Here is an 18009-nt window from a genome sequence, read left to right as displayed (position 1 = left end):
TGTCGAGCGCGGCGGCGAGCGCATCAAGCTCATCGACGCAGACAGCGGCGAGCGCGCGATTCAAGACCACCTCGACCGCCGATTCCCAGCCCGGCGTGACCTCGATCAGGTCCAGCAGGCGCGGCGCCCGGGTCAGATCGTAACGATCGATCCAGGCCGCGACCGTCGCATCCGGCGTCTCCAGCGCCGCGTCCTGGAGGGCCTCGAGCGCGGCCAGCCGGCCACGGGCGGTCTGCAATGCGGTGCGCGCCGCATCCAAGCGCCCCGCCAGTTCGCGCCGCGCGGTCTCCGCCTCGCGCAAGTCTTCGGCCACCCGCGCCTGGGCGTCGGCGGCGAGGCTCAGGCGCTCATCGAGCCCCTCGGAGCGTTCCTCGAGCGCGGCCAGGTGTTCCTCGAGTTCGACCGTGTCGAGACGCCCGTCTTCGTCATCGATGCGGGTGCCGCGCTGGCGGTCCTGGGCCAAGCGCTGTTCGAGCTGGTTCAGCGTCGAGCGTTCATGCTGGGCCTCGGCCGTGGGGCCGGCGAGTTCGAGTTGGACCTCGTCCCAGGCCTGTTGCCAGGTGTCTAATTGATCCTCGGCCTCGGCGAGTTGCTCGCGCAGGTCGTCGAGACGCTCGCGGTGCTCCTCGAGCGCCGGCGCATCGCGCTCGAGGTCGGCGTCGAGTTCGGCCTGTCGCTCCTGATCGCGCCGCAGTTGCTCGCTCGCCTCGTCCAGCTCGCGCCGCGCCGCGCCCAGCTCGCGTTCCTGGCGCTGCCGGGTCTCGCTGGCGAATTGCAGGGCCTGCTCCAGACGCGCGATCTCGGAGCCGACCGCGTACCAGCGCCCCTGCACCGCGTTGAAGGCCGCCGCGGCCTCGGTATGCTCGGCACGCTCCGACTCGATCTCGGCCTCGAGCTGGCGCAGCGCGGCCTGATCGGCCTCCAACCGCATCTCGGCGGCGCCGATCGCCCGATCCTGGTGCGCGAGCGCCTGGTCCAGCTCGCGCCAGCGCAGCGCGTCGCATTCATCGGTCAGGCGTCGCTCGTCCTCCTTCAGCGCCTGATAGTTGGCGGCGGCGGTCGCTTGCCGCTCCAGATGCTGGAGCTGTTTGCCGACCTCGTCGCGCAGATCCTGGAGGCGTTCCAGATTCTCGCGCGTGTGGCGCATCCGATTCTCGGTCTCGCGCCGGCGCTCCTTGTACTTGGAGATGCCGGCGGCCTCCTCGATGAACAGCCGCAGCTCATCGGGCTTGGCCTCGATGAAGCGCGAGATCATGCCCTGCTCGATGATGGCGTAGCTGCGCGGACCCAGCCCGGTGCCGAGGAAGAGGTCCTGGATATCGCGCCGCCGGCAGCGGGCGCCGTTGAGAAAATAGCTCGACTGGCCATCGCGCGAGACCTGGCGCTTGACCGCGATCTGCGCGAAACGCGCGAACTCGCCGCCGGCGCGGCCGTCGCTGTTGTCGAACACCAGCTCGATATGGGCCTGGCCGACCGGCTTGCGCGAGCTGCTGCCGTTGAAGATGACATCGGCCATCGACTGCCCGCGCAGCATCTTCGCCGAACTCTCGCCCATGACCCAGCGCACCGCATCGATGACGTTCGATTTGCCGCAGCCGTTCGGACCGACCACACCGACCCGATTGCTCGGAAACGGCACCGTGGTGGGGTCGACGAAGGACTTGAAACCGGCGAGCTTGATCTTCTCCAGACGCATCGACGCAAGATACTGGAGGCATCAACGGCTCACAAGCGGATCGGCACCGCAGGACCGATGGCTTGTTGGCGTGCGGATCAGCCGAGGATCCCCGGCGGCCACCAAGACCGACAGGGGATGGCTTGCCCGCATGCTGATCGGCCTGGGTCGCTGCCGGCCCGCAGCCGGAATCCTCGCCGAGGCATTGGCCGGAACCCTGGAGCCTGAGCGCTGGCTAGCCAGAACGCGGATCGGCGGGTTGGCCCGGATGGGTGAAGACATAGAGTCCGGAGCCGACGATGATCGCAGCACCGATGCCGGTCAGCAGATCCGGGATCTCGCTGAAGATCAGCCAACCCCAGAGCGTGGCGCTGAGGATCTCCAGATACTGGAAGGGCGCGAGCACGCCAGCGTCGGCACGCCGCAAGGCCAGGGCCGTGAGCACATTGGTCGCCGCCGCGATCGCGCCGACGCCGAGCAACAGCGGCCAGACACCGGGCGCCGGCAGGCTCGGCAGTCTGATCGGCCGGCCCTCGATGAGCAGGTCGAGCCCCATGATCGGCGCCAAGACCAGCGTCGCGGCCATGCCGGTCCAGAACGCCAGCGTCAGGGCGTCATCGCGGCCGCCGACCACGCGCGTCAGCGCCAGGAAGCCGGCGAAGAAGGCACCGGCAGCAACCGGAAAGATCGCCGCCGGCCCATAGGCGGTCCAGTTCGGACGCAACACGATCAGCGCGCCCACCAGGCCGATCAGCACCGCCATCCATTGGCGCGGGCTCACCGTCTCGCGCAACGCGAGCGCCGAGATCAGGGTCAACAGCAGCGGCTCGATGAAGAACAGCGCGGTATTGTTGGCAATGGGCAGATAATGCAATCCGGAGAACAGGAAGATCACCGCCAGGGCGATCAGCGCCCCGAGCGCCAGATGGCGGGCGCCGGGTGCCGGCGGCAAGCGCCCGCGTTTGTAGATCAGCAGCACTGGTAGCAACAACAGCGATTGCAACAGGAAGCGCGCGGCGGCGATCTGCACCGGCGTCAGCGTCGCGGTCAGGAACTTGGCCAACGCATCGCTGGCCGGAAACAGCAGCATCGCGATGGTCATCAGGAGCATGCCCAGCTCGACCTCGCGGCGCGTTCCTTGGCGGACGACGCTCGCCATCAGAAGGCGCAACGGATGGCGCGGTCATCGCTGGAGCGCATCCCCATCTTAGCTCGGTCCATGCCGACCCTTCCAAAGGGCATGGAAATGGTGCGTCGGCCCCTGGCCCTGGCCGACCTCGAGGCTATCGGCATGGGCGATCGCGCCAGCGACATAGGCCTTGGCGGCGCGCGCCGCAGCTATCGGTTCGGCGCCAATCGCAAGCTGCGCCGCGAGCGCCGATGACAGCGTGCAACCGGTGCCGTGGGTGTTCTTGGTCGGGAGACGCTCGGCCTCCAGCCAAATGCCTTCATCGGTTGTCGCCAGATAATCCGGGCTCGTCGATCCGCTCAGATGCCCGCCCTTCAGCAGCACGGCGGAAGGCCCGAGCGCCAGCAACCGCTCGGCGAGTGCCGGCATCGCCTGGGGATCGATCAGCTCCGGCTCATCGAGCAGCGCCGCCGCTTCCGGCAGGTTCGGCGTGAGGATGGTCGCCAGCGGCAGCAAGCGCTCGATGAGGGTTCGGATCGCGGTTTCCGAAAGCAGCCGATCGCCGCCCTTGGCGATCATCACCGGGTCCAGCACGAGGCGTGGTGCGCGATGGCGCGCGAGCGCCTCGGCCACCGCCAGCGTGATCTCGGGCGAGCCGAGCATGCCGATCTTCACCGCATCGACGCGGATGTCCTCGAACACCGCGTCGATCTGGGCCACGACGAACTCGGGCGCGACCAGCCGTACCCCGCGCACGCCGCGGGTATTCTGCGCGGTCAGCGCCGTGATCGCCGCCATCGCATAGGCGCCATTGGCCGAGATCGCCTTGATATCGGCCTGGATGCCGGCACCGCCGGAGGGGTCGGAGCCGGCGATCGCGAGGACATGTTTGATGGTCGTCATCGGGCAGTGTTCTGGACCTGTCGATTCAAAATACCGCCCTAAAAGCCTCGGCAATCTCGCGCGTCGCCTGCTCGGGGTCGGGTGCGGCGCAGATCGCCGAGACCACCGCCATGCCAGCCCCGCCAGCGGACCAGACCGACGCCGCATGCGCCGCGTTCAGCCCGCCGATGGCGACGACCGGCACTGGGCTCGCCGCGCAGATCGCCGCGAGACCCTCGAAGCCGAGCGGCGCTGAATGATCCGGCTTGGTCGCGGTGGCAAACACCGGTCCGACACCAAGGTAGTCGACCAGGCTCAGCTCCGGCGCCTCCAACTGCTCGCGGGTCTGCACCGAGCGCCCCAAGATGGCCTCGGCGCCAAGATACGCGCGCGCCTCGGCGACACTCGCATCGGCTTGCCCCAGATGCAGGCCGTCGGCGTCGATCGCCGCCGCCACCTCAAGGCGGTCATTGACGATCAGCGGAACGCGGGTTCCGGCTAACAGGCCTTTCAGCGCCCGGCCCTGTTCGATCAGTTCGGCATCGCTGGCCTGCTTATCGCGCAATTGCACGGCGGTCACCCCGCCGCGCAAGGCCGCCGCAACCGTCTCGACGAGCCCGAGGCGCGCACAGAGCGCGGCATCCGTGATCAGATAGACGGAGAAATCGAGCATCTCAGGCTCCGCATGTGCACCCTACAGCGGCCAGTATCCCTTCGCCGTTGAGCATGGACACTGAACCTTCGCTCTCCAGGCTCGTGCTCAGATCACCTTCGAGAACCCACCCTGCCCCTGCTTGGCTTCCATATAGGCATCGAAGGCCATGCAGATGTTACGGATCAGCAGCCGACCCTTGGGCAGCACGCGGATCCCGCTGGCGTCGATCTCGAGCAGGCCATCGGCCTGCATGCCCTCGAGCTTGGCCAGATCGCGACCGAAGTAGTCTTGGAAGTCGAGATCCCAAGCGCGCTCGACCTCGCTGAAATCGAGCTTGAAGTGACAGATCAGGCGGGTGATGACGTCGCGGCGGATCTCGTCGTCGCGGCTGAGTTCGATACCGCGGAACACGGCCAGCCGGCCGGCGTCGATGTCGGCATAGTATTCATCGAGTTCGCGCCGGTTCTGGCCATAGGTGGCGCCGACCTTGCCGATCGAGGTCACGCCGATGCCGAGCAGGTCGCAATCGGCATGGGTCGAGTAGCCCTGGAAGTTGCGGTACAGGGTGCCGTTGCGCTGCGCCAGTGCCAGCTCGTCGTCGGGCCGGGCGAAGTGGTCCATGCCGATATAGAGCCAACCGGCCTCGGTGAGGCGCTCGATGGTCGCCTGCAGGATCTCGAGCTTGACCTGCGGCGGCGGCAGCTCGGCCTCGTCGATGCGCCGCTGCGGCATGAAGCGGCGCGGCAGGTGCGCGTAGTTGAACACCGACAGCCGCTCGGGGCCGACCGCGATGATCTTGTCGAGCGAGTCGAGGAAGCTCTCGGCGGTCTGATGCGGCAGCCCGTAGATGAGATCGATGCTGATCGAGCGAAAGCCCGCGCGGCGCGCGGCCTCGAGCACGGCGAAGGTCTCCTCCTCGCTCTGCACGCGGTTGACCGCCTTCTGCACCCGTGGATCGAAATCCTGCACGCCGAGGCTCATCCGGTTGAAGCCGATCTCGCGCAGCAGCGCGATGGTGTCGCCCTTGGCCTCGCGCGGGTCGATCTCGATCGAGTACTCGCCGACCTCGTCATCGGCGAGCTTGAAGTGCTTGCGCGTCTCGGCCATCAGCTCGCGCATCTGCGCCGTGCTGATGAAGGTGGGCGTGCCGCCGCCCCAGTGCAATTGCTCGACCACGCGGTCGGCGTCGAACAGCTCGGACTGCATCGCCAGCTCTTTGTAGACGCGCTCCAGGTAGGGCTGCACCAGGCTGCGGTCCTTGGTCGCGATCTTGTTGCAGGCGCAATAGAAACAGACCGTGTCGCAGAACGGGATGTGGAAGTAGAGCGACAGCGGCCGGCCGCTGGCGTTGGTCTCCTGACAGACCTGCTTGTAGCGCGTCTCGTCGAAGGCCGGATCGAACTCGACCGCCGTCGGATAGGAGGTGTAGCGCGGACCGCTCTGGTCGTAGCGCTGGATCAGCGCCAGATCGAACACCGTGCGCTGATCGGCAGCGCCCTCGCTGGCCAGCGGGCGGGCGGCGCCAGTGTTCTCGGCAGCGGCCGCTTGGGTGGTACGGGTCTTGTCAAGCATCGTTATCGTCTACCTCGAGGCGCCGGCGGCGGGCCTCGTCGCGTTGTGTGATCGGGTGGGTCTCGGTCTTTGCCTGCGCGCCCTGGTTGCCCGCATCCGCGTGCTGTCGCGCTCAGGTGCCGGCCACGGACTTGGCGAAGGCCGGGTGCGCATCCACGAGTTCCTGGCGGTGCATCAAGAAGACGCCATCACCGCCGTGCTCGAATTCGAGCCAGGTCCAGTGCAGCTCCGGAAAGCGATCCCGCAGGGTTTCGGCGGCACTGCCAACCTCGACGATCAACAGCCCGTCATCGCTCAAGAAGTCTGGCGCATCGCGCAGGATACGCAAGACCAGGTCGAGCCCGGATTCGCCGGCGGCGAAGGCGAGCTGCGGCTCGTGGCGGTATTCGGCGGGCAGGGAGTCGAGTTCGGCGGCGGCGACATAGGGCGGATTGGAGACGATGACATCGTAGACCGCCTCGTCGTCGATCGCCGCGAACAGGTCCGATTCGATGATCCGTACCCGTTCCTCCAGCCCATGTCGCGAGCGATTGCGCATCGCCACGCGCAGCGCGGCCGGCGAGATGTCGGCGAGATCGACATCGGCATCGGGCAGATGGATGGCCGCGGCGATGCCGATACAGCCGCTGCCGGTGCACAGATCGAGCACCCGGCCGACCCCGGCGGGATCGATCCAGGGCGCGAAGCCGTTGCTGATCAATTCGGCCAGCGGCGAGCGCGGGATCATGACCTGGTCGGAGACGCTCATCTCCAGTCCGGCGAACCAGGTGCGGCCGGTCAGGTAAGCCGCTGGACGGCGCTCGTCGACGCGCCGCGCGAGTAGCGCGGTGACTGCCTCGCGCTCGGCCCGCGTGACCCGGCATTGGCTGTAGTCCGCCGTCAGTGCCGGCGGCATCCCGAGCGCATGCGCGACCAGCCAGGCCGCCTCGTCGAAGGCGTTGTCGGTGCCATGGCCGAAGTGCAGCCCGGCCTCGATGAAGCGGCAGGCGCCCCAGCGCACCAGATCCTGAATCGTTAGAAGCTCGTCGGTTTCAACCTGCATGGCGACAGGGGCTCTCGCTGATGCCTTTGGCCACTTTGAGCGCTGTTCGCTTGGCGGCACGCCCGACCCAAAGTGTACCGAATCGTTAAGGATAGCATCAGAAAGCGACTAACTGCCGAGCTGAACGACGCTCGGCCTGATCTAGGCCAAGCCCGGAGATCAGACTCGGCGTTCAAGGCTCGGGATCGGATCGCCGGATTCGGATCGCCGGCTTCGGGTCGCTAGGCCGCGCGCTGTTTTCCCGCCGGCAGGGGACGACGCCGGGCGACCGGCTCGCCCTGTCGCGGCGACTGGCGGTGGCCGCGCTCGACCAGATCGGCGAGCGAGATCTCGCTCAGAAAGGTGAAGATCTCGTCGCTGAGCTGATCCCAGAGGCTATGCGTGAGGCAGCGCTCACCGCCGCGACAATTCTCTCGCCCGCGACAGCGGGTGAACTCGACCCATTCGTCGACCGCGCAGATGATGTCGGCGATCGAGATCTCGTCGGCGCCTTTGCCGAGATAATAGCCGCCGCCCGGCCCCCGAATCCCGCGCACCAGTTGTTTCGCGCGCAAGGCGGCGAACAACTGCTCCAGATACGACAACGAGATGCCCTGATTAACCGAGATGTCGGCCAGCGTCACCGGCCCCCGGCCCGAGTTCAGGGCAAGATCGAGCATGGCGGTGACGGCATAGCGGCCTTTGGTGGAGAGTCTCATGGTGTGATGCCTTCAGGTTATCGCGGCCTATTTCCCAGACTCCTACTTGGTTTTTGGGCGGTCGATTGTCAAGGAAACACGCCGCAAATTTTTATATCATCGCGACAACTGTCCCCCGACCTGGCAGACCAGACCAACGGCCCCCGACCGGCAGGTCGACTGAGCCGGACGCGGTGGCGTTTCGGCAGCCAGGCCCAGGCCAGGTTCCCGAGAACGGCACCCAGGCAAGACCGCCCCCGGCGCGCGGTCTCGGCGCCCAATCCCGGTGCTCAACCCCCGAGAACGCTCAGATGCCGCGCGTTGATACCGAGAGCTTCTATCGTCACGCCCTGGCGCGCTACGGCGAGAATGCCGAAGGCGTGCACTGGCGCTCCACCGAGAGTCAGCAGATCCGCTTTGCCGTCCTGCGCGAGCTGCTGCCGCCGGATCTCTCGCGCCTCTCGCTGGTGGATGTCGGCTGCGGGCTTGGGGATCTGTACGCCTTTCTCGCCAAGCATGACGATCTCCCGCGCCAGTACATCGGCCTGGATGCCGTGCCGGTGATGGTGGAACGCGCCCGCGCCCGTACCGGTTGCACGATCCTGCACTGCGACGTGCTCAGCGACCCGCTGCCCGCCGCCGACTGGTACCTGGCCAGCGGCGCCATGGCCTTGCTCACGCACGAGGAGACCGGCCTGTTCATCGATCGCTGTCTCGCCGCCGCCCGCCATGGCCTGGTCTTCAACCTGCTCAAGGGCCAGCATGACTCGATGACCTTCAACTACCTGATGCCGGAGACCATCGAGGCCTGGGCCGCCGAGAGGAACCTGGGCCTGCGCATCGTCGACGGCTATCTGTCGGGGGATTTCAGCGTCGCGATGACGCACCCGCAGCCCGAAAACCCAGGCGCCGAGGGTGGGAACCAGCGGTAGGCCGGCGGCTTCTGTTAGACTGCCCGCCACACTTATCAGCACAAAAGGAGCCGCTCATGGCCGTCGTCGAACTCAACGAGCAGACCTTCGAGCAAACCATCACCGACAACCCCTTCGTCATCGTCGATTTCTGGGCGAGCTGGTGCGGCCCCTGCCGCTCCTTCGCGCCGGTGTACGAGAAGGTGTCGAACGATCACGAGGACATCGTCTTCGCCAAGGTCAACACCGAGGAAGCACAGGGCATCGCGGCCCATTTCCAGATCCGCTCGATCCCGACGCTGATGATCTTCCGCGATCAGGTGATCATCTTCTCGCAACCGGGCGCGCTGCCCGAGGGCTCGTTGCGCGAACTGATCACCAAGGCCAAGGAACTGGACATGGACCAGGTGCGCGCCGATATCGACAAGCAACAAGGCGACGCCTGAGACGAGGCGCGAGCCGCCCCGGCAGCCTCTGCGCATCAGCGGAACGGCGCCGGCGGCCGCGGCGCAAGGCCCTCGTCAACCTCGGAATCCACACGCGATGCAGGCTCCCTCGTTGGTCCTCTCTCGCCTCGACCTGCTGGCGGCGGCGCCCAATGTCGGCGGCCTGATGGCGCTATGCGAGGAAAACTATGGCGCCCTGCTGCGGCTCGCGCCGGCGCTTCCAGGGCTGCACGGTCGCCTGCGCTCGCAGCCGGAGGGGCGCGCGGAGCTGTTATTGACGATGGTCGAGCAGTCGCCCTATACCAGCACCTTGCGCCTGACCCACCTGCTCCCCGCCGCCGGAGCGAGCGGTCAGCACCCGGCCGGCCAGCAGCCCTCCAGGCCGCCACACTCGGAGCCGGACGCGCTCTTGCGCGCCTATCACGACGCCGAACAGGTCGAGGTGCTGAGCCTGCGGCAAACCGTGCTGCCGATCCTGAGCCATTACGAGCGTCCCGCGCTGGCGGCCAAATGGCGCGCCAATCTCTTCGTCTCCAAGTGGCTCGGCTACTGCCTGCGCGAGGGGCACGGCTTTCCCAGCAGCGCCAGCGCGACACTGGCCGGGGAGCCGCTTGAATTGCTTTCCAGTCCCTGAATCAGGGTCAGAAACAAACGCTCCCCATCGGTGCGGCGGGCCAGTTCCCTCGGTAACCGCCTTGGCCCAGAAGTCGCCGGTGATCGTGCCATGTCTCGGTGTCAGATGGGAACGCCGAACCGGCTAATACTCGAAGGTCCACCGCAACCCATGCACGGGGTCGATCCGCAGCCATTTGCGCTCCGCTGGTGCCGCCTCGCTCGGCCGTGCTTTGGCTTTGGCACTGGCGTCAGCACTGGCATCGGCACCGGCACCGAAGTCAACCAGGATCTCGGCGCGCGCCTCCAACCAGCGTTCGAAGGCGTTCGGTTCCGGAAGCGCGATGCGCCGTTCGGCCTGGGTGAGCAAGGCCAGCATCTGGCGGCGCGCCGGCGCTTCGAGTCCGTCCAGCAGCACCGGCAACGGCTGGCGCAGCAAGACGAAGAGGCTGGCGCCGAACTCAGCGGTCGCCAACTCGGTAAACCGCCGCGCGTTGGGATCATCAAGGGCGGCGGCGACCACCAGCGCGCGATCCGGATAACGCGCCACCAGTCGCCTCAGCGCCTGCCGGAACAGGCGATCCGGATTCGGCGGTCGCGTCGAGCGGCGTGCCTCGCTGCTTCCTGGCGGTATCTCGGACAGCCCTGGCGGCCACTCCGGCGCCGCCGACGGCACCTTTGGCGATAGCGGCGGCGACACCAATCCAAGCACCAGCATCCGCAGCACCCCCAGTCCGGAGCGGGCCAACAAGGTCGGCAACAGGCGCACGGCAAAGCGGTCCAGATCCTTCATCGGCCCCGAGAGCTGCTGATAAGGAATCAGTTGCGGATGATGCTTGCGCGCATTGTCGCGCGTCGGCGCGTAGGACCAGCCATCGAGCCAACGGTCGGCGGCCCAGCGCGCGTGCTCGATGATCGCGAGCCGCTCGACCTCGATCGGCGCGAACGCGAACGACTCCACCTGTTCCTCGGGCACGGCGCGGCAATCGGTGACCGCCAGCTTCGCCCAGAGATGGTCGGCTTGATGGCGATTCGCATCCCGATAGGAAGCGGCCAGCAGCGGCCAGGGCTGCCCCGCCGGCTCGTTCGCGGGATCGCGCCCTTGCGCCTCGGTGGTATCGCGGTAGTGCTCATGGATCACCCGCGCCAACTCGTCGCCACGCCCTTCGAGGAGCACGGCGCGCTCCAGCGCCAACTGTCGTCGTTCAATCGGGATCAGTTGGCCATCCCAGTCCTCCAGCGTGCCGTCCGCGCGCAGATCGCCGACCTCGACCAGGACCGGCGGCGAGCACTGCTGCACCTCGGCTAAGTGCTTGATCAGCGTTTGCGCTTGGCGCACAGCCTGCGGCGCCGGCGTGCTACAGACCACCGCCATGGTGACCGGCGGTGCCTGCGCCAGATCCGGCGCCGCGAGCGACTGGAAACTGAGTTCGGCAATCTGGCGCGCCTGGGGATAGGCCCGCTCGAAACGCGTCTCCCAGGCGGTCGGGTTGTCGCTGAGCAGCGTCAAGCGGGTGCGCGGCTCGCCATAGCCGCTGACCCGCAACGCATGCACCAGCAGGGCATCGACGAAACGCTGCTCGCCCAGGATCAGCAGATGCGCGCGCTGTCCAAAGCGCGGGTCGGCGCCCCAGTGCAGCGGCCAGCGCGCCAGCAGCCGGCGCGCCGCGTGGCGCGGGAGGGAAACCGGCTCGAATCGCGCCCAGGATGGCTGCCGTGCCGTCGCCTCGGCCAGCGTCTCGGCATCCAAGCGCGCCTCGTCATCGAGCATCAGCACCCGCAACGGCCGTCGTCGGTCGATCCGTTCAAGGCGCGGCGACACCGCTGCCAACAGCGAGCGCGGATCGGCCGCGTCGGCGAGGATCAGGATATCGGCCTGGCGCAACCGCTGGGCATCGACCTCCTTCGGGTCCAACCGCAACACCCGCTCCGGCCCCGCCCGCAAGGACCGCTCACAGGCGTCGGCCACCACCCCCTGGCCAAACAACAAGACGCGCCGCCGAGGTCGCCAACCGATCATGCCGCCTCCCGCCGAGAATGCGCCACCGCGACGCCGATAGCGGACAGACTTCAGTCGCTTTGATGCAGTAGGTGACCGGCCTCGTCGAGCACCGAAATCACCATCGGGATGCCCTGGCGGACGCTCGCCGAGACCACGCAGAAATCCTCGAACAATGTCTTGCAGCGCTCGAAGCGTTTGCCCTCGATCAGGTTCGGCGCCAGGATCAGGCGGACCTCCATGCGGCCGATCCGCAGCCGTTTCTTCTCGTTGCGCACCATCACGCAGGTCACCTCGGTACGCAGGCTGCGATCCGGCGGCTCCTCCTTGCCGAGGCAGTAGAGCAGGCTGGCCGAGAGACAGTTGCCGACCGCCGCGGCGAGCAAGCGCGAGGCATTGGGACCATTGGTCTCGCCCAGGGGCGGCGGTTCGTCCATCAGCAGATCGGCGGCGCGTGGCCAATCGAAGGCGACATTGATCGCATAGCCCTCGCGTTGTTCGAGCTGGATGGTGAAGCGGCCTTCTTCGGTCGTCTGTGAAGCAGGGGTCTCGGTCGTCATCGATGTCTCCGTCGCCTTGAGTCGGGACCGTATTCGCTGTCGACGGCCCGGGTTCTTGGAATCGCGCTGGCCGCGCACCGCAGCCGCGCGCAGCGGGGTGGCGGCCCGCGAGACCGCCCGCCAATCGCCGCTCGGGATGGGTTGCCGATCGCGCGCCGAGCCACGATAGAGATAGACCCATGCCGGGCCGAAACGGGTCGCGAGCAGGCGCCGGTCGTAGAGTCGCGGATAATCCTCGAGCCGATCGAGCGCCTTGAGTCCGGCGTTATCGACCCGATACAGCTCGCCCGCAACCGCCGTGCGCCCAGCCGGGAGAAGCCCCGGATAGGCGCCGAGCCGCACCAGCGTGAAGCGCGGCTCGGTGCGATGCGCGCCGACGAATTCGGCCTCTCTGAGCAAACCGTGATTGACCTCGTCGCGCAACAAGGTGCCATAGACGAAGACCAGATGCCGCATGGCATTCCTCGATCGATACTTGTTCCGGGGGAGTTCAGTGCTTGGCGGTCAGTGCTCAGCGACTCAGCGACTCAGCGACTCAGCGGTCAGGGCCCAGCCATCAGGACTCGCGAAAGGCCGCGAGAAAGGCATCGACGAAGCGCGGATAGTCGCTCTCGGGCAACCGATCGATGCCCGCCGCCGCCTGCCGCCCGCCGCCGGTCTCGAACTCCCGGCAGAGCGCGTCGGCGCCCTGGGGACGCGCCATCGGTGCGCGCACGCTGACCAGGAAGCCCCCCTGCTCGCGCCGCGTCAGCAGCGCGTGCGCCCGCCCCGGCGCCTGCTGCGCCAAGGCATTGGCATAGACGCCGCCGACCCGGCGCGCCCAAGCCGCCGCCGGCAATAACAGCAGCAGATGCGTCGCGCTGCGATGCTCCGGATTCAACGCGCGGGCGCGCGCCATGTCGTCGGCATAGCCGGTACGCAGCGTGGCAAAGGTCTCGTCGTGGCGCGCGAACGCGAGCGGATCGGCATAAGGCCGCAGACGCGCGAACAGGGACGCGGGCGGGAAATGCAAATCGGCTTCGGTGGTGCCATAGCCGTTGTAATTGAGCAGGATACCGAGTTCGCGCAGCAAGTCGAGTTCCTCTTGCGTCAGTCCCAGCGGTTCGGCCGCCTGCCGCGCGGAGCGATCGAAATTGTCGCCGAAGGTGCCGACCACGGCCCAGGCGCGCTGCCGGCCCGCCAGCAGCTCGTCGACCAAGAGGCTGGTCCCCCGCTCCGGGCTGGTATCGATATGGGCGGCCAGGTTGGGATGCTTGGGGATCTCGCCGGGATAATGATGATCGACGTAGCGCACACTGACGCCACGTTCCAGCAACGCGAGCACGGCATCGCGATTCCTGTCCAGCGAGACATCGAGCACCGTCACCCGGTCGCCTTCGAGCGCCGGCACCTGTTGGACGAGCGCGTTATCCCGCTTGGTGCCCGTGATCAAGACCGCCTCCTCGGCGTCCGGCTCGCTCAGATGGAGCTGCTGGAGCGCGCAGAGGCCGTCGGCATCGCCGTTGAAGACATCATAGCGGGTCATGAGTCGTAGGCTCCTGAAGCAGTCGTGGTCGCTGTCGTCCGCAGACGCTTAGCTTAACGCGACCATGACCAGCAAGCCCAGCGATTGACGCCAACCCGCTGAAGCCGGCTCATTGAAGCTGGCCCACTGAACCCGGCCCATTGAACCCGGCCCACTGAGCCCGGCCCATTGAAGTCGGCTCATTGAGGCCGGCCGCCACACCGGCGCCGCCTGCGAAATCGTCCGTCCGCCTGGCGTCGCAATCGTTCGACGCCCATCCAGCGGGCTGGCGAGCAAGCACGCGGCTTGGGTTACAGGGCCGGAAAATGCGTCAGGTCAGTAGAAAAGGCGCCTCATACTGGCCCCCGGCATTGCCGGCCGAGTAGAATCCCTGACGATTGTGTTGTCAGCGCCCGATGTCAGCGGCCAGTGACGCACAACCCGCAACCGCTTATCGCCCCCATTTTCGACCGGCCCGAAGACAGGCCCCCCATCGATGACCGACGACAACGATTTCGAGGCCCTGCTCAAGGAGCTGGAAAAGACCGAGCAGGCCCTGGCCGCACGCCCCAAGGTAGGTGATCGGGTCCAAGGGACCATCATCGAGATCGGCGAGGAGCATGCGTTCGTCGATATCGGCGGCAAGGCCGAGGCCACCATGGAACTGGCCAATCTGCGCGATGCCGAGGGCCAGATCAGCAAGGCCGTCGGCGACCCCATCGAGGCCGCCGTCACCGGCGTCGATCCCGACAGCGGCACCCTGGTGCTCGGCAGCCGCCACGGCCGCCATGCCCACGGCGCCGAACAGCTGCAAGCGGCGTTTCAGGCCGGCACCCCGGTCGAGGGCCAGATCACCGGCACCACCAAGGGCGGGCTCGAGGTGCAGATCGCCGGCCAGCGCGCCTTCTGCCCGGCCTCGCAGGCCGATCTGCGCTTCATCGAGGATCTCTCCAGCCTGGTTGGTCAACGCGCGACGTTCCGCATCACCAAATTCGAGGGCGGGCGACGGTTGAACCTGGTGGTCTCGCGGCGCGCCATCCTTGCGGAAGCGCAGGCCGAGCGCGCCGCCGAACTCCGCGCCAAGCTCGAGCCTGGCGCGGTGTTGCCGGGCACGGTCGTCGGTCTGCAAGAGTTCGGCGCCTTCGTCGACCTTGGGGGCGTCGAGGGCATGATCCACATCAGCGAACTCGCGCTCGGCCGGGTGCGGCATCCGCAAGAGGTGCTGAGCATCGGTCAGGAGATCGAGGTCGCGGTGCTGCGCATCGAGCAGACCAACAACCCCAAGCGCCCGGAGCGCATCGCGCTCTCGATGCGCGCCCTGGCCAAGAGCCCCTGGTCCGACGCCGCGCAGCGCTACCGGCCCGGCACCCGCGTACAGGGTCGCATCGAGCGTCTCGAACCCTTCGGCGCCTTCGTCGAGATCGAGCCCGGCCTCACCGGCCTGGTGCACGTCAGCGAACTCGGCGCCGGACGCCGGGTCGAACACCCCAAGGACGTGGTCCAGATCGATCAGGAGGTCGATGCCGTGGTCGTGCAGGTCGATCCCGAGCGCCGCCGCATCGGCCTCTCGCTGGCGCCCGAACGCCTGCAAGAGGCCGTGGCCAGCGCGTCGCAGCCGGGCGCGTCGGCGCCCTCTGACGAACGCGGCCGCGCGCGCGACAAGGGCAAGGACGCGGACGCTGGCGTCGGCACCCTTGGCGAGCTGCTCAAGGCCCAGCTCGACCAGGACGATGCCCGCTGAACCGCGACCGACGAGCCCGCGCCGGGCCCGAGCGACCCTTGGATGAGCCTCGATGGCCGCTCGACCCGATCGCCGGACGACACTCGCCCACACGCCTGGATCCAACGCAATGACGGTCTCCGCAAGTCTGGGCGAATGGCTATCCACGATTCACTGCGCGGCGCCACCCCAGGCTGAGCGCGGCCGGGAGAGACACCGATGACAGACAAGGCCCCTTGGATCACCTACAGACCGGAACTCAAGGTCTTGGACTGCACGGTTCGCGACGGCGGCCTGGTCAATGGCCATCGCTTCGACGACGCCTTCGTCGGCGCTTGCTACCGAGCCTGTCTCGCGGCCGGGGTCGACTACATGGAGATCGGCTACAAGAACTCGCCGCGAATCTTTCCGCGCGCGACGTTCGGCCCCTGGCGCCATTGCGACGAGAGCGACCTCCGGCGTGTGGTCGGCGACCACGACCCCGCCGCCACCGGGCTCAAGCTCGCGGCCATGGCCGATGCCGGCAAGAGCGACTGGGAGACCCAGCTCGTGCCAGCCGCCGACAGCCCGCTGAGCATGATCCGGGTCGCCTTCTACGCGCACCAGGTCTCGGAGGCGGTGGACATGATCCGCCACGCCGCCGAGTTGGGCTACGAGACCACCGCCAATCTGATGGCGGTCTCGATCATCACCGAGGAGGAGATCGACACCGTCCTCGAGGCCATCGCCTCCACCCCGGCCAGCACCATGGTGATCGTCGACAGCTTCGGTCACCTCTATCGCGAACAGATCGAGCGGCTCTACCACAAGTACGCCGACGCGCTCGTCGGTACCGGCAAGGAGATCGGCATCCACGCCCACAACAACCTGCAGCTCGCGTTCGCCAACACCATCGAGGCGATCATCCTTGGCTGCAATCGCGTCGACGCGACCATCTTCGGTTTCGGGCGTGGCGCCGGCAACTGTCACACCGAGCTGCTGCTCGGTTTCCTGCGCAATCCGAAGTTCGAGGTGCGCCCGATCATCGAGGTGATCCAGGAGCACATCCTGCCGCTACGCCGTGAGATCGAATGGGGGCCGATGATCCCCTACAACCTCACCGGCCAGCTCAATCAGCATCCACGCGCGGCGATCGAGTGGCGCGAGGGGCCGACGCCGGACGACTTCCTGGGCTTCTACGACAGGGTCGTCGCCGAGATCTGAGCCGGTTCGCCAAGGCCGGGGCCAATGCAAGCTGGGAGGCGAAGCGGTCAACGGCTCTTTCCAAGGTTCAAAGCACCTTCGCGAGCAACGCCTCCGCCGCGAGCGGTTGATCCGGCAGCGGGATGCGCACCGTCCAGCCATCGCCGGGCGCCGCCTCGAGCGGCCGGCCATCGCTTGCGCTGAGCTGCTCGAGCCGAAAGCGGCGCAGACCCGCCGGGGTGATCCATTCCAGTTCATCGCCGAGCGCGAAGCGATTGCGCACCCGCACCTCCGCGAGACCGCTGGCGGTATCGACCCGCGCCAGTTCACCGACGAATTGCCGGCGCTCGCTGACCGAGCTGCCGGCCGCGTAGTTTTGCAGCGCCGAGGGGGCGTGTCGGCGCAGGAACCCTTCCGTATAGCCGCGATTGGCCAGGCCGTCGAGTTCCTCAAGCAGGCCGCGATCGAAATCGCGCCCGGCGGCGGCATCGTCGATCGCGCGGCGATAGACCGAGGTGGCGCGCGCCGTGTAGTAGTGCGACTTGGTGCGGCCCTCGATCTTCAGCGCATCGACGCCGATGGCACTCAGGCGTGCGACATGCTCGACCGCGCGCAGGTCGCGTGAATTCATCACATAGCTGCCATGCTCGTCCTCGAACATCGCCATGTACTCACCGGGCCGCGCGGCCTCCTCCAGCAGCCAGGGCTGATCGGCCTCGGGATGGCGCTCGGGCACGCTGTCCGGCCCCAGCTCGGACGCTGTCGCCGCCCGAGGACCGGCCGCCGAGGCCGCGGGCGCCGCCACCGGTTGTCCCAGCCGATAGGACCAACGACAGGCGTTGGTGCAACTGCCCTGATTGGCATCGCGATGGTTCAGATACCCCGAGAGCAGGCAGCGGCCGGAATAGGCGATGCAGAGCGCGCCGTGCACGAAGACCTCGAGTTCCATCTCCGGGCAGGCGTCGCGGATCGCAGCGATCTCATCGAGCGAGAGTTCGCGCGAGAGGATCACCCGGCGCAGCCCTTGCTGCTGCCAGAAGCGCACGGCGGCGGCATTGGTGGTATTGGCCTGCACCGAGAGATGGATGGCGACCTCGGGCCAATGCTCGCGCACCAGCAGGATCAGCCCCGGATCGGACATGATCAGCGCATCCGGCCCGAGCGCGATGACCGGCTCCAGATCGGCCAGGAAGGTGCCCAGCTTGGCGCCATGCGGCATCAGGTTCGCGGCCAGATAGAAGCGCTTGCCGGCCGCGCGTACGGCGGCGATGCCGTCCGATAAGGCCGCGAGCGAACCGAACTCGTTATTGCGCACCCGCAGGCTGTAGCGTGGGATGCCGGCATAGACGGCGTCGGCACCATAGGCGAGCGCGTAGCGCAGGTTGCGCAAGGTTCCCGCCGGGGCGAGCAGTTCCGGGGCCGACGCCGGCTTCGACGCTGGGG

Annotated in this window: 16 protein-coding genes; 5 read left to right on the top strand and 11 right to left on the bottom strand. The window is 67.5% G+C overall.

The features are described from left to right. The 7 genes from smc to ACLFQI_RS04255 form a co-directional block, all read right to left on the bottom strand. Positions 1–1696, bottom strand: a 1696-nt coding sequence (gene smc, locus ACLFQI_RS04285) for a chromosome segregation protein SMC (RefSeq protein WP_410757640.1), incomplete at its 3' end; no start/stop codon positions are given. 214 nt (positions 1697–1910) lie between these two features. Further along, positions 1911–2834: a DMT family transporter gene (locus ACLFQI_RS04280; protein ID WP_410757639.1), complete on the bottom strand. Its 924-nt coding sequence runs from the start codon at positions 2832–2834 to the stop codon at positions 1911–1913. A 48-nt stretch (positions 2835–2882) separates the two neighbouring features. Next, positions 2883–3707 (bottom strand): bifunctional hydroxymethylpyrimidine kinase/phosphomethylpyrimidine kinase, encoded by an 825-nt coding sequence (gene thiD, locus ACLFQI_RS04275; protein WP_410757638.1) that lies wholly within the window; start codon positions 3705–3707, stop codon positions 2883–2885. A gap of 25 nt (positions 3708–3732) precedes the next feature. Continuing rightward, positions 3733–4359 (bottom strand): thiamine phosphate synthase, encoded by a 627-nt coding sequence (thiE, locus tag ACLFQI_RS04270; RefSeq protein WP_410757637.1) that lies wholly within the window; start codon positions 4357–4359, stop codon positions 3733–3735. 87 nt (positions 4360–4446) lie between these two features. After that, positions 4447–5913 (bottom strand): oxygen-independent coproporphyrinogen III oxidase, encoded by a 1467-nt coding sequence (hemN, locus tag ACLFQI_RS04265; protein WP_410757636.1) that lies wholly within the window; start codon positions 5911–5913, stop codon positions 4447–4449. A gap of 112 nt (positions 5914–6025) precedes the next feature. After that, positions 6026–6955, bottom strand: a complete 930-nt coding sequence (prmB, locus tag ACLFQI_RS04260) for a 50S ribosomal protein L3 N(5)-glutamine methyltransferase (RefSeq protein ID WP_410757635.1) — start codon at positions 6953–6955, stop codon at positions 6026–6028. 221 nt (positions 6956–7176) lie between these two features. Then, complete coding sequence (locus tag ACLFQI_RS04255) at positions 7177–7653, bottom strand: Rrf2 family transcriptional regulator (RefSeq protein ID WP_410757634.1); 477 nt, start codon at positions 7651–7653, stop codon at positions 7177–7179. Positions 7654–7943: 290 nt separating this feature from the next. Here ACLFQI_RS04255 and ACLFQI_RS04250 point away from each other — a divergent pair, with 290 nt between their 5' ends. The 3 genes from ACLFQI_RS04250 to ACLFQI_RS04240 all read left to right on the top strand — a co-directional run bounded on the left by ACLFQI_RS04250 (position 7944) and on the right by ACLFQI_RS04240 (position 9623). Continuing rightward, positions 7944–8564, top strand: coding sequence for a class I SAM-dependent methyltransferase (locus ACLFQI_RS04250; RefSeq protein ID WP_410757633.1), 621 nt, complete (start codon positions 7944–7946; stop codon positions 8562–8564). Between the two features lie 56 nt (positions 8565–8620). Next, positions 8621–8989 carry a thioredoxin gene (gene trxA, locus ACLFQI_RS04245; protein ID WP_410757632.1) on the top strand — a complete coding sequence of 123 codons (369 nt, stop codon included), beginning with the start codon at positions 8621–8623 and terminating at the stop codon, positions 8987–8989. Between the two features lie 112 nt (positions 8990–9101). After that, positions 9102–9623, top strand: a complete 522-nt coding sequence (locus tag ACLFQI_RS04240) for a DUF1249 domain-containing protein (protein WP_410757631.1) — start codon at positions 9102–9104, stop codon at positions 9621–9623. 123 nt (positions 9624–9746) lie between these two features. Here the strand turns inward: ACLFQI_RS04240 and ACLFQI_RS04235 are convergent, their stop codons facing one another. From ACLFQI_RS04235 to ACLFQI_RS04225, 3 genes are all read right to left on the bottom strand, one after another. Continuing rightward, entirely contained in the window at positions 9747–11591 is a 1845-nt protein-coding gene (locus ACLFQI_RS04235) for a RyR domain-containing protein (RefSeq protein WP_410757630.1), read from the bottom strand. 80 nt (positions 11592–11671) lie between these two features. Further along, positions 11672–12616, bottom strand: coding sequence for a gamma-glutamylcyclotransferase (locus tag ACLFQI_RS04230; protein ID WP_410757629.1), 945 nt, complete (start codon positions 12614–12616; stop codon positions 11672–11674). A gap of 100 nt (positions 12617–12716) precedes the next feature. After that, complete coding sequence (locus ACLFQI_RS04225; protein WP_410757628.1) at positions 12717–13685, bottom strand: acetyltransferase; 969 nt, start codon at positions 13683–13685, stop codon at positions 12717–12719. A 475-nt stretch (positions 13686–14160) separates the two neighbouring features. Here ACLFQI_RS04225 and ACLFQI_RS04220 point away from each other — a divergent pair, with 475 nt between their 5' ends. Both ACLFQI_RS04220 and ACLFQI_RS04215 read left to right on the top strand, forming a co-directional pair. Continuing rightward, positions 14161–15405 carry a 30S ribosomal protein S1 gene (locus ACLFQI_RS04220; protein ID WP_410757627.1) on the top strand — a complete coding sequence of 415 codons (1245 nt, stop codon included), beginning with the start codon at positions 14161–14163 and terminating at the stop codon, positions 15403–15405. 198 nt (positions 15406–15603) lie between these two features. Then, complete coding sequence (locus tag ACLFQI_RS04215) at positions 15604–16587, top strand: aldolase catalytic domain-containing protein (protein ID WP_410757626.1); 984 nt, start codon at positions 15604–15606, stop codon at positions 16585–16587. 67 nt (positions 16588–16654) lie between these two features. Here ACLFQI_RS04215 and yegQ read toward each other — a convergent pair whose 3' ends face one another. Then, positions 16655–17977 carry a tRNA 5-hydroxyuridine modification protein YegQ gene (yegQ, locus tag ACLFQI_RS04210; protein WP_410757641.1) on the bottom strand — a complete coding sequence of 441 codons (1323 nt, stop codon included), beginning with the start codon at positions 17975–17977 and terminating at the stop codon, positions 16655–16657. Positions 17978–18009: the final 32 nt, after the last annotated feature.

This window comes from Halochromatium sp., assembly GCF_046541315.1.
GTDB lineage: Bacteria > Pseudomonadota > Gammaproteobacteria > Chromatiales > Chromatiaceae > Lamprobacter.
This window is presented reverse-complemented; position numbering and strand designations above follow the sequence as displayed.

Excerpts from the sequence above, each read along its gene's own strand:
- ACLFQI_RS04280 (WP_410757639.1), bottom strand. The coding sequence starts at position 2,834 with ATGGCGAGCGTCGTCCGCCAAGGAACGCGCCGCGAGGTCGAGCTGGGC.
- thiD (WP_410757638.1), bottom strand. The coding sequence starts at position 3,707 with ATGACGACCATCAAACATGTCCTCGCGATCGCCGGCTCCGACCCCTCC.
- thiE (WP_410757637.1), bottom strand. The coding sequence starts at position 4,359 with ATGCTCGATTTCTCCGTCTATCTGATCACGGATGCCGCGCTCTGTGCG.
- hemN (WP_410757636.1), bottom strand. The coding sequence starts at position 5,913 with ATGCTTGACAAGACCCGTACCACCCAAGCGGCCGCTGCCGAGAACACT.
- prmB (WP_410757635.1), bottom strand. The coding sequence starts at position 6,955 with ATGCAGGTTGAAACCGACGAGCTTCTAACGATTCAGGATCTGGTGCGC.
- ACLFQI_RS04255 (WP_410757634.1), bottom strand. The coding sequence starts at position 7,653 with ATGAGACTCTCCACCAAAGGCCGCTATGCCGTCACCGCCATGCTCGAT.
- ACLFQI_RS04250 (WP_410757633.1), top strand. The coding sequence starts at position 7,944 with ATGCCGCGCGTTGATACCGAGAGCTTCTATCGTCACGCCCTGGCGCGC.
- trxA (WP_410757632.1), top strand. The coding sequence starts at position 8,621 with ATGGCCGTCGTCGAACTCAACGAGCAGACCTTCGAGCAAACCATCACC.
- ACLFQI_RS04230 (WP_410757629.1), bottom strand. The coding sequence starts at position 12,616 with ATGCGGCATCTGGTCTTCGTCTATGGCACCTTGTTGCGCGACGAGGTC.
- ACLFQI_RS04225 (WP_410757628.1), bottom strand. The coding sequence starts at position 13,685 with ATGACCCGCTATGATGTCTTCAACGGCGATGCCGACGGCCTCTGCGCG.
- ACLFQI_RS04220 (WP_410757627.1), top strand. The coding sequence starts at position 14,161 with ATGACCGACGACAACGATTTCGAGGCCCTGCTCAAGGAGCTGGAAAAG.
- ACLFQI_RS04215 (WP_410757626.1), top strand. The coding sequence starts at position 15,604 with ATGACAGACAAGGCCCCTTGGATCACCTACAGACCGGAACTCAAGGTC.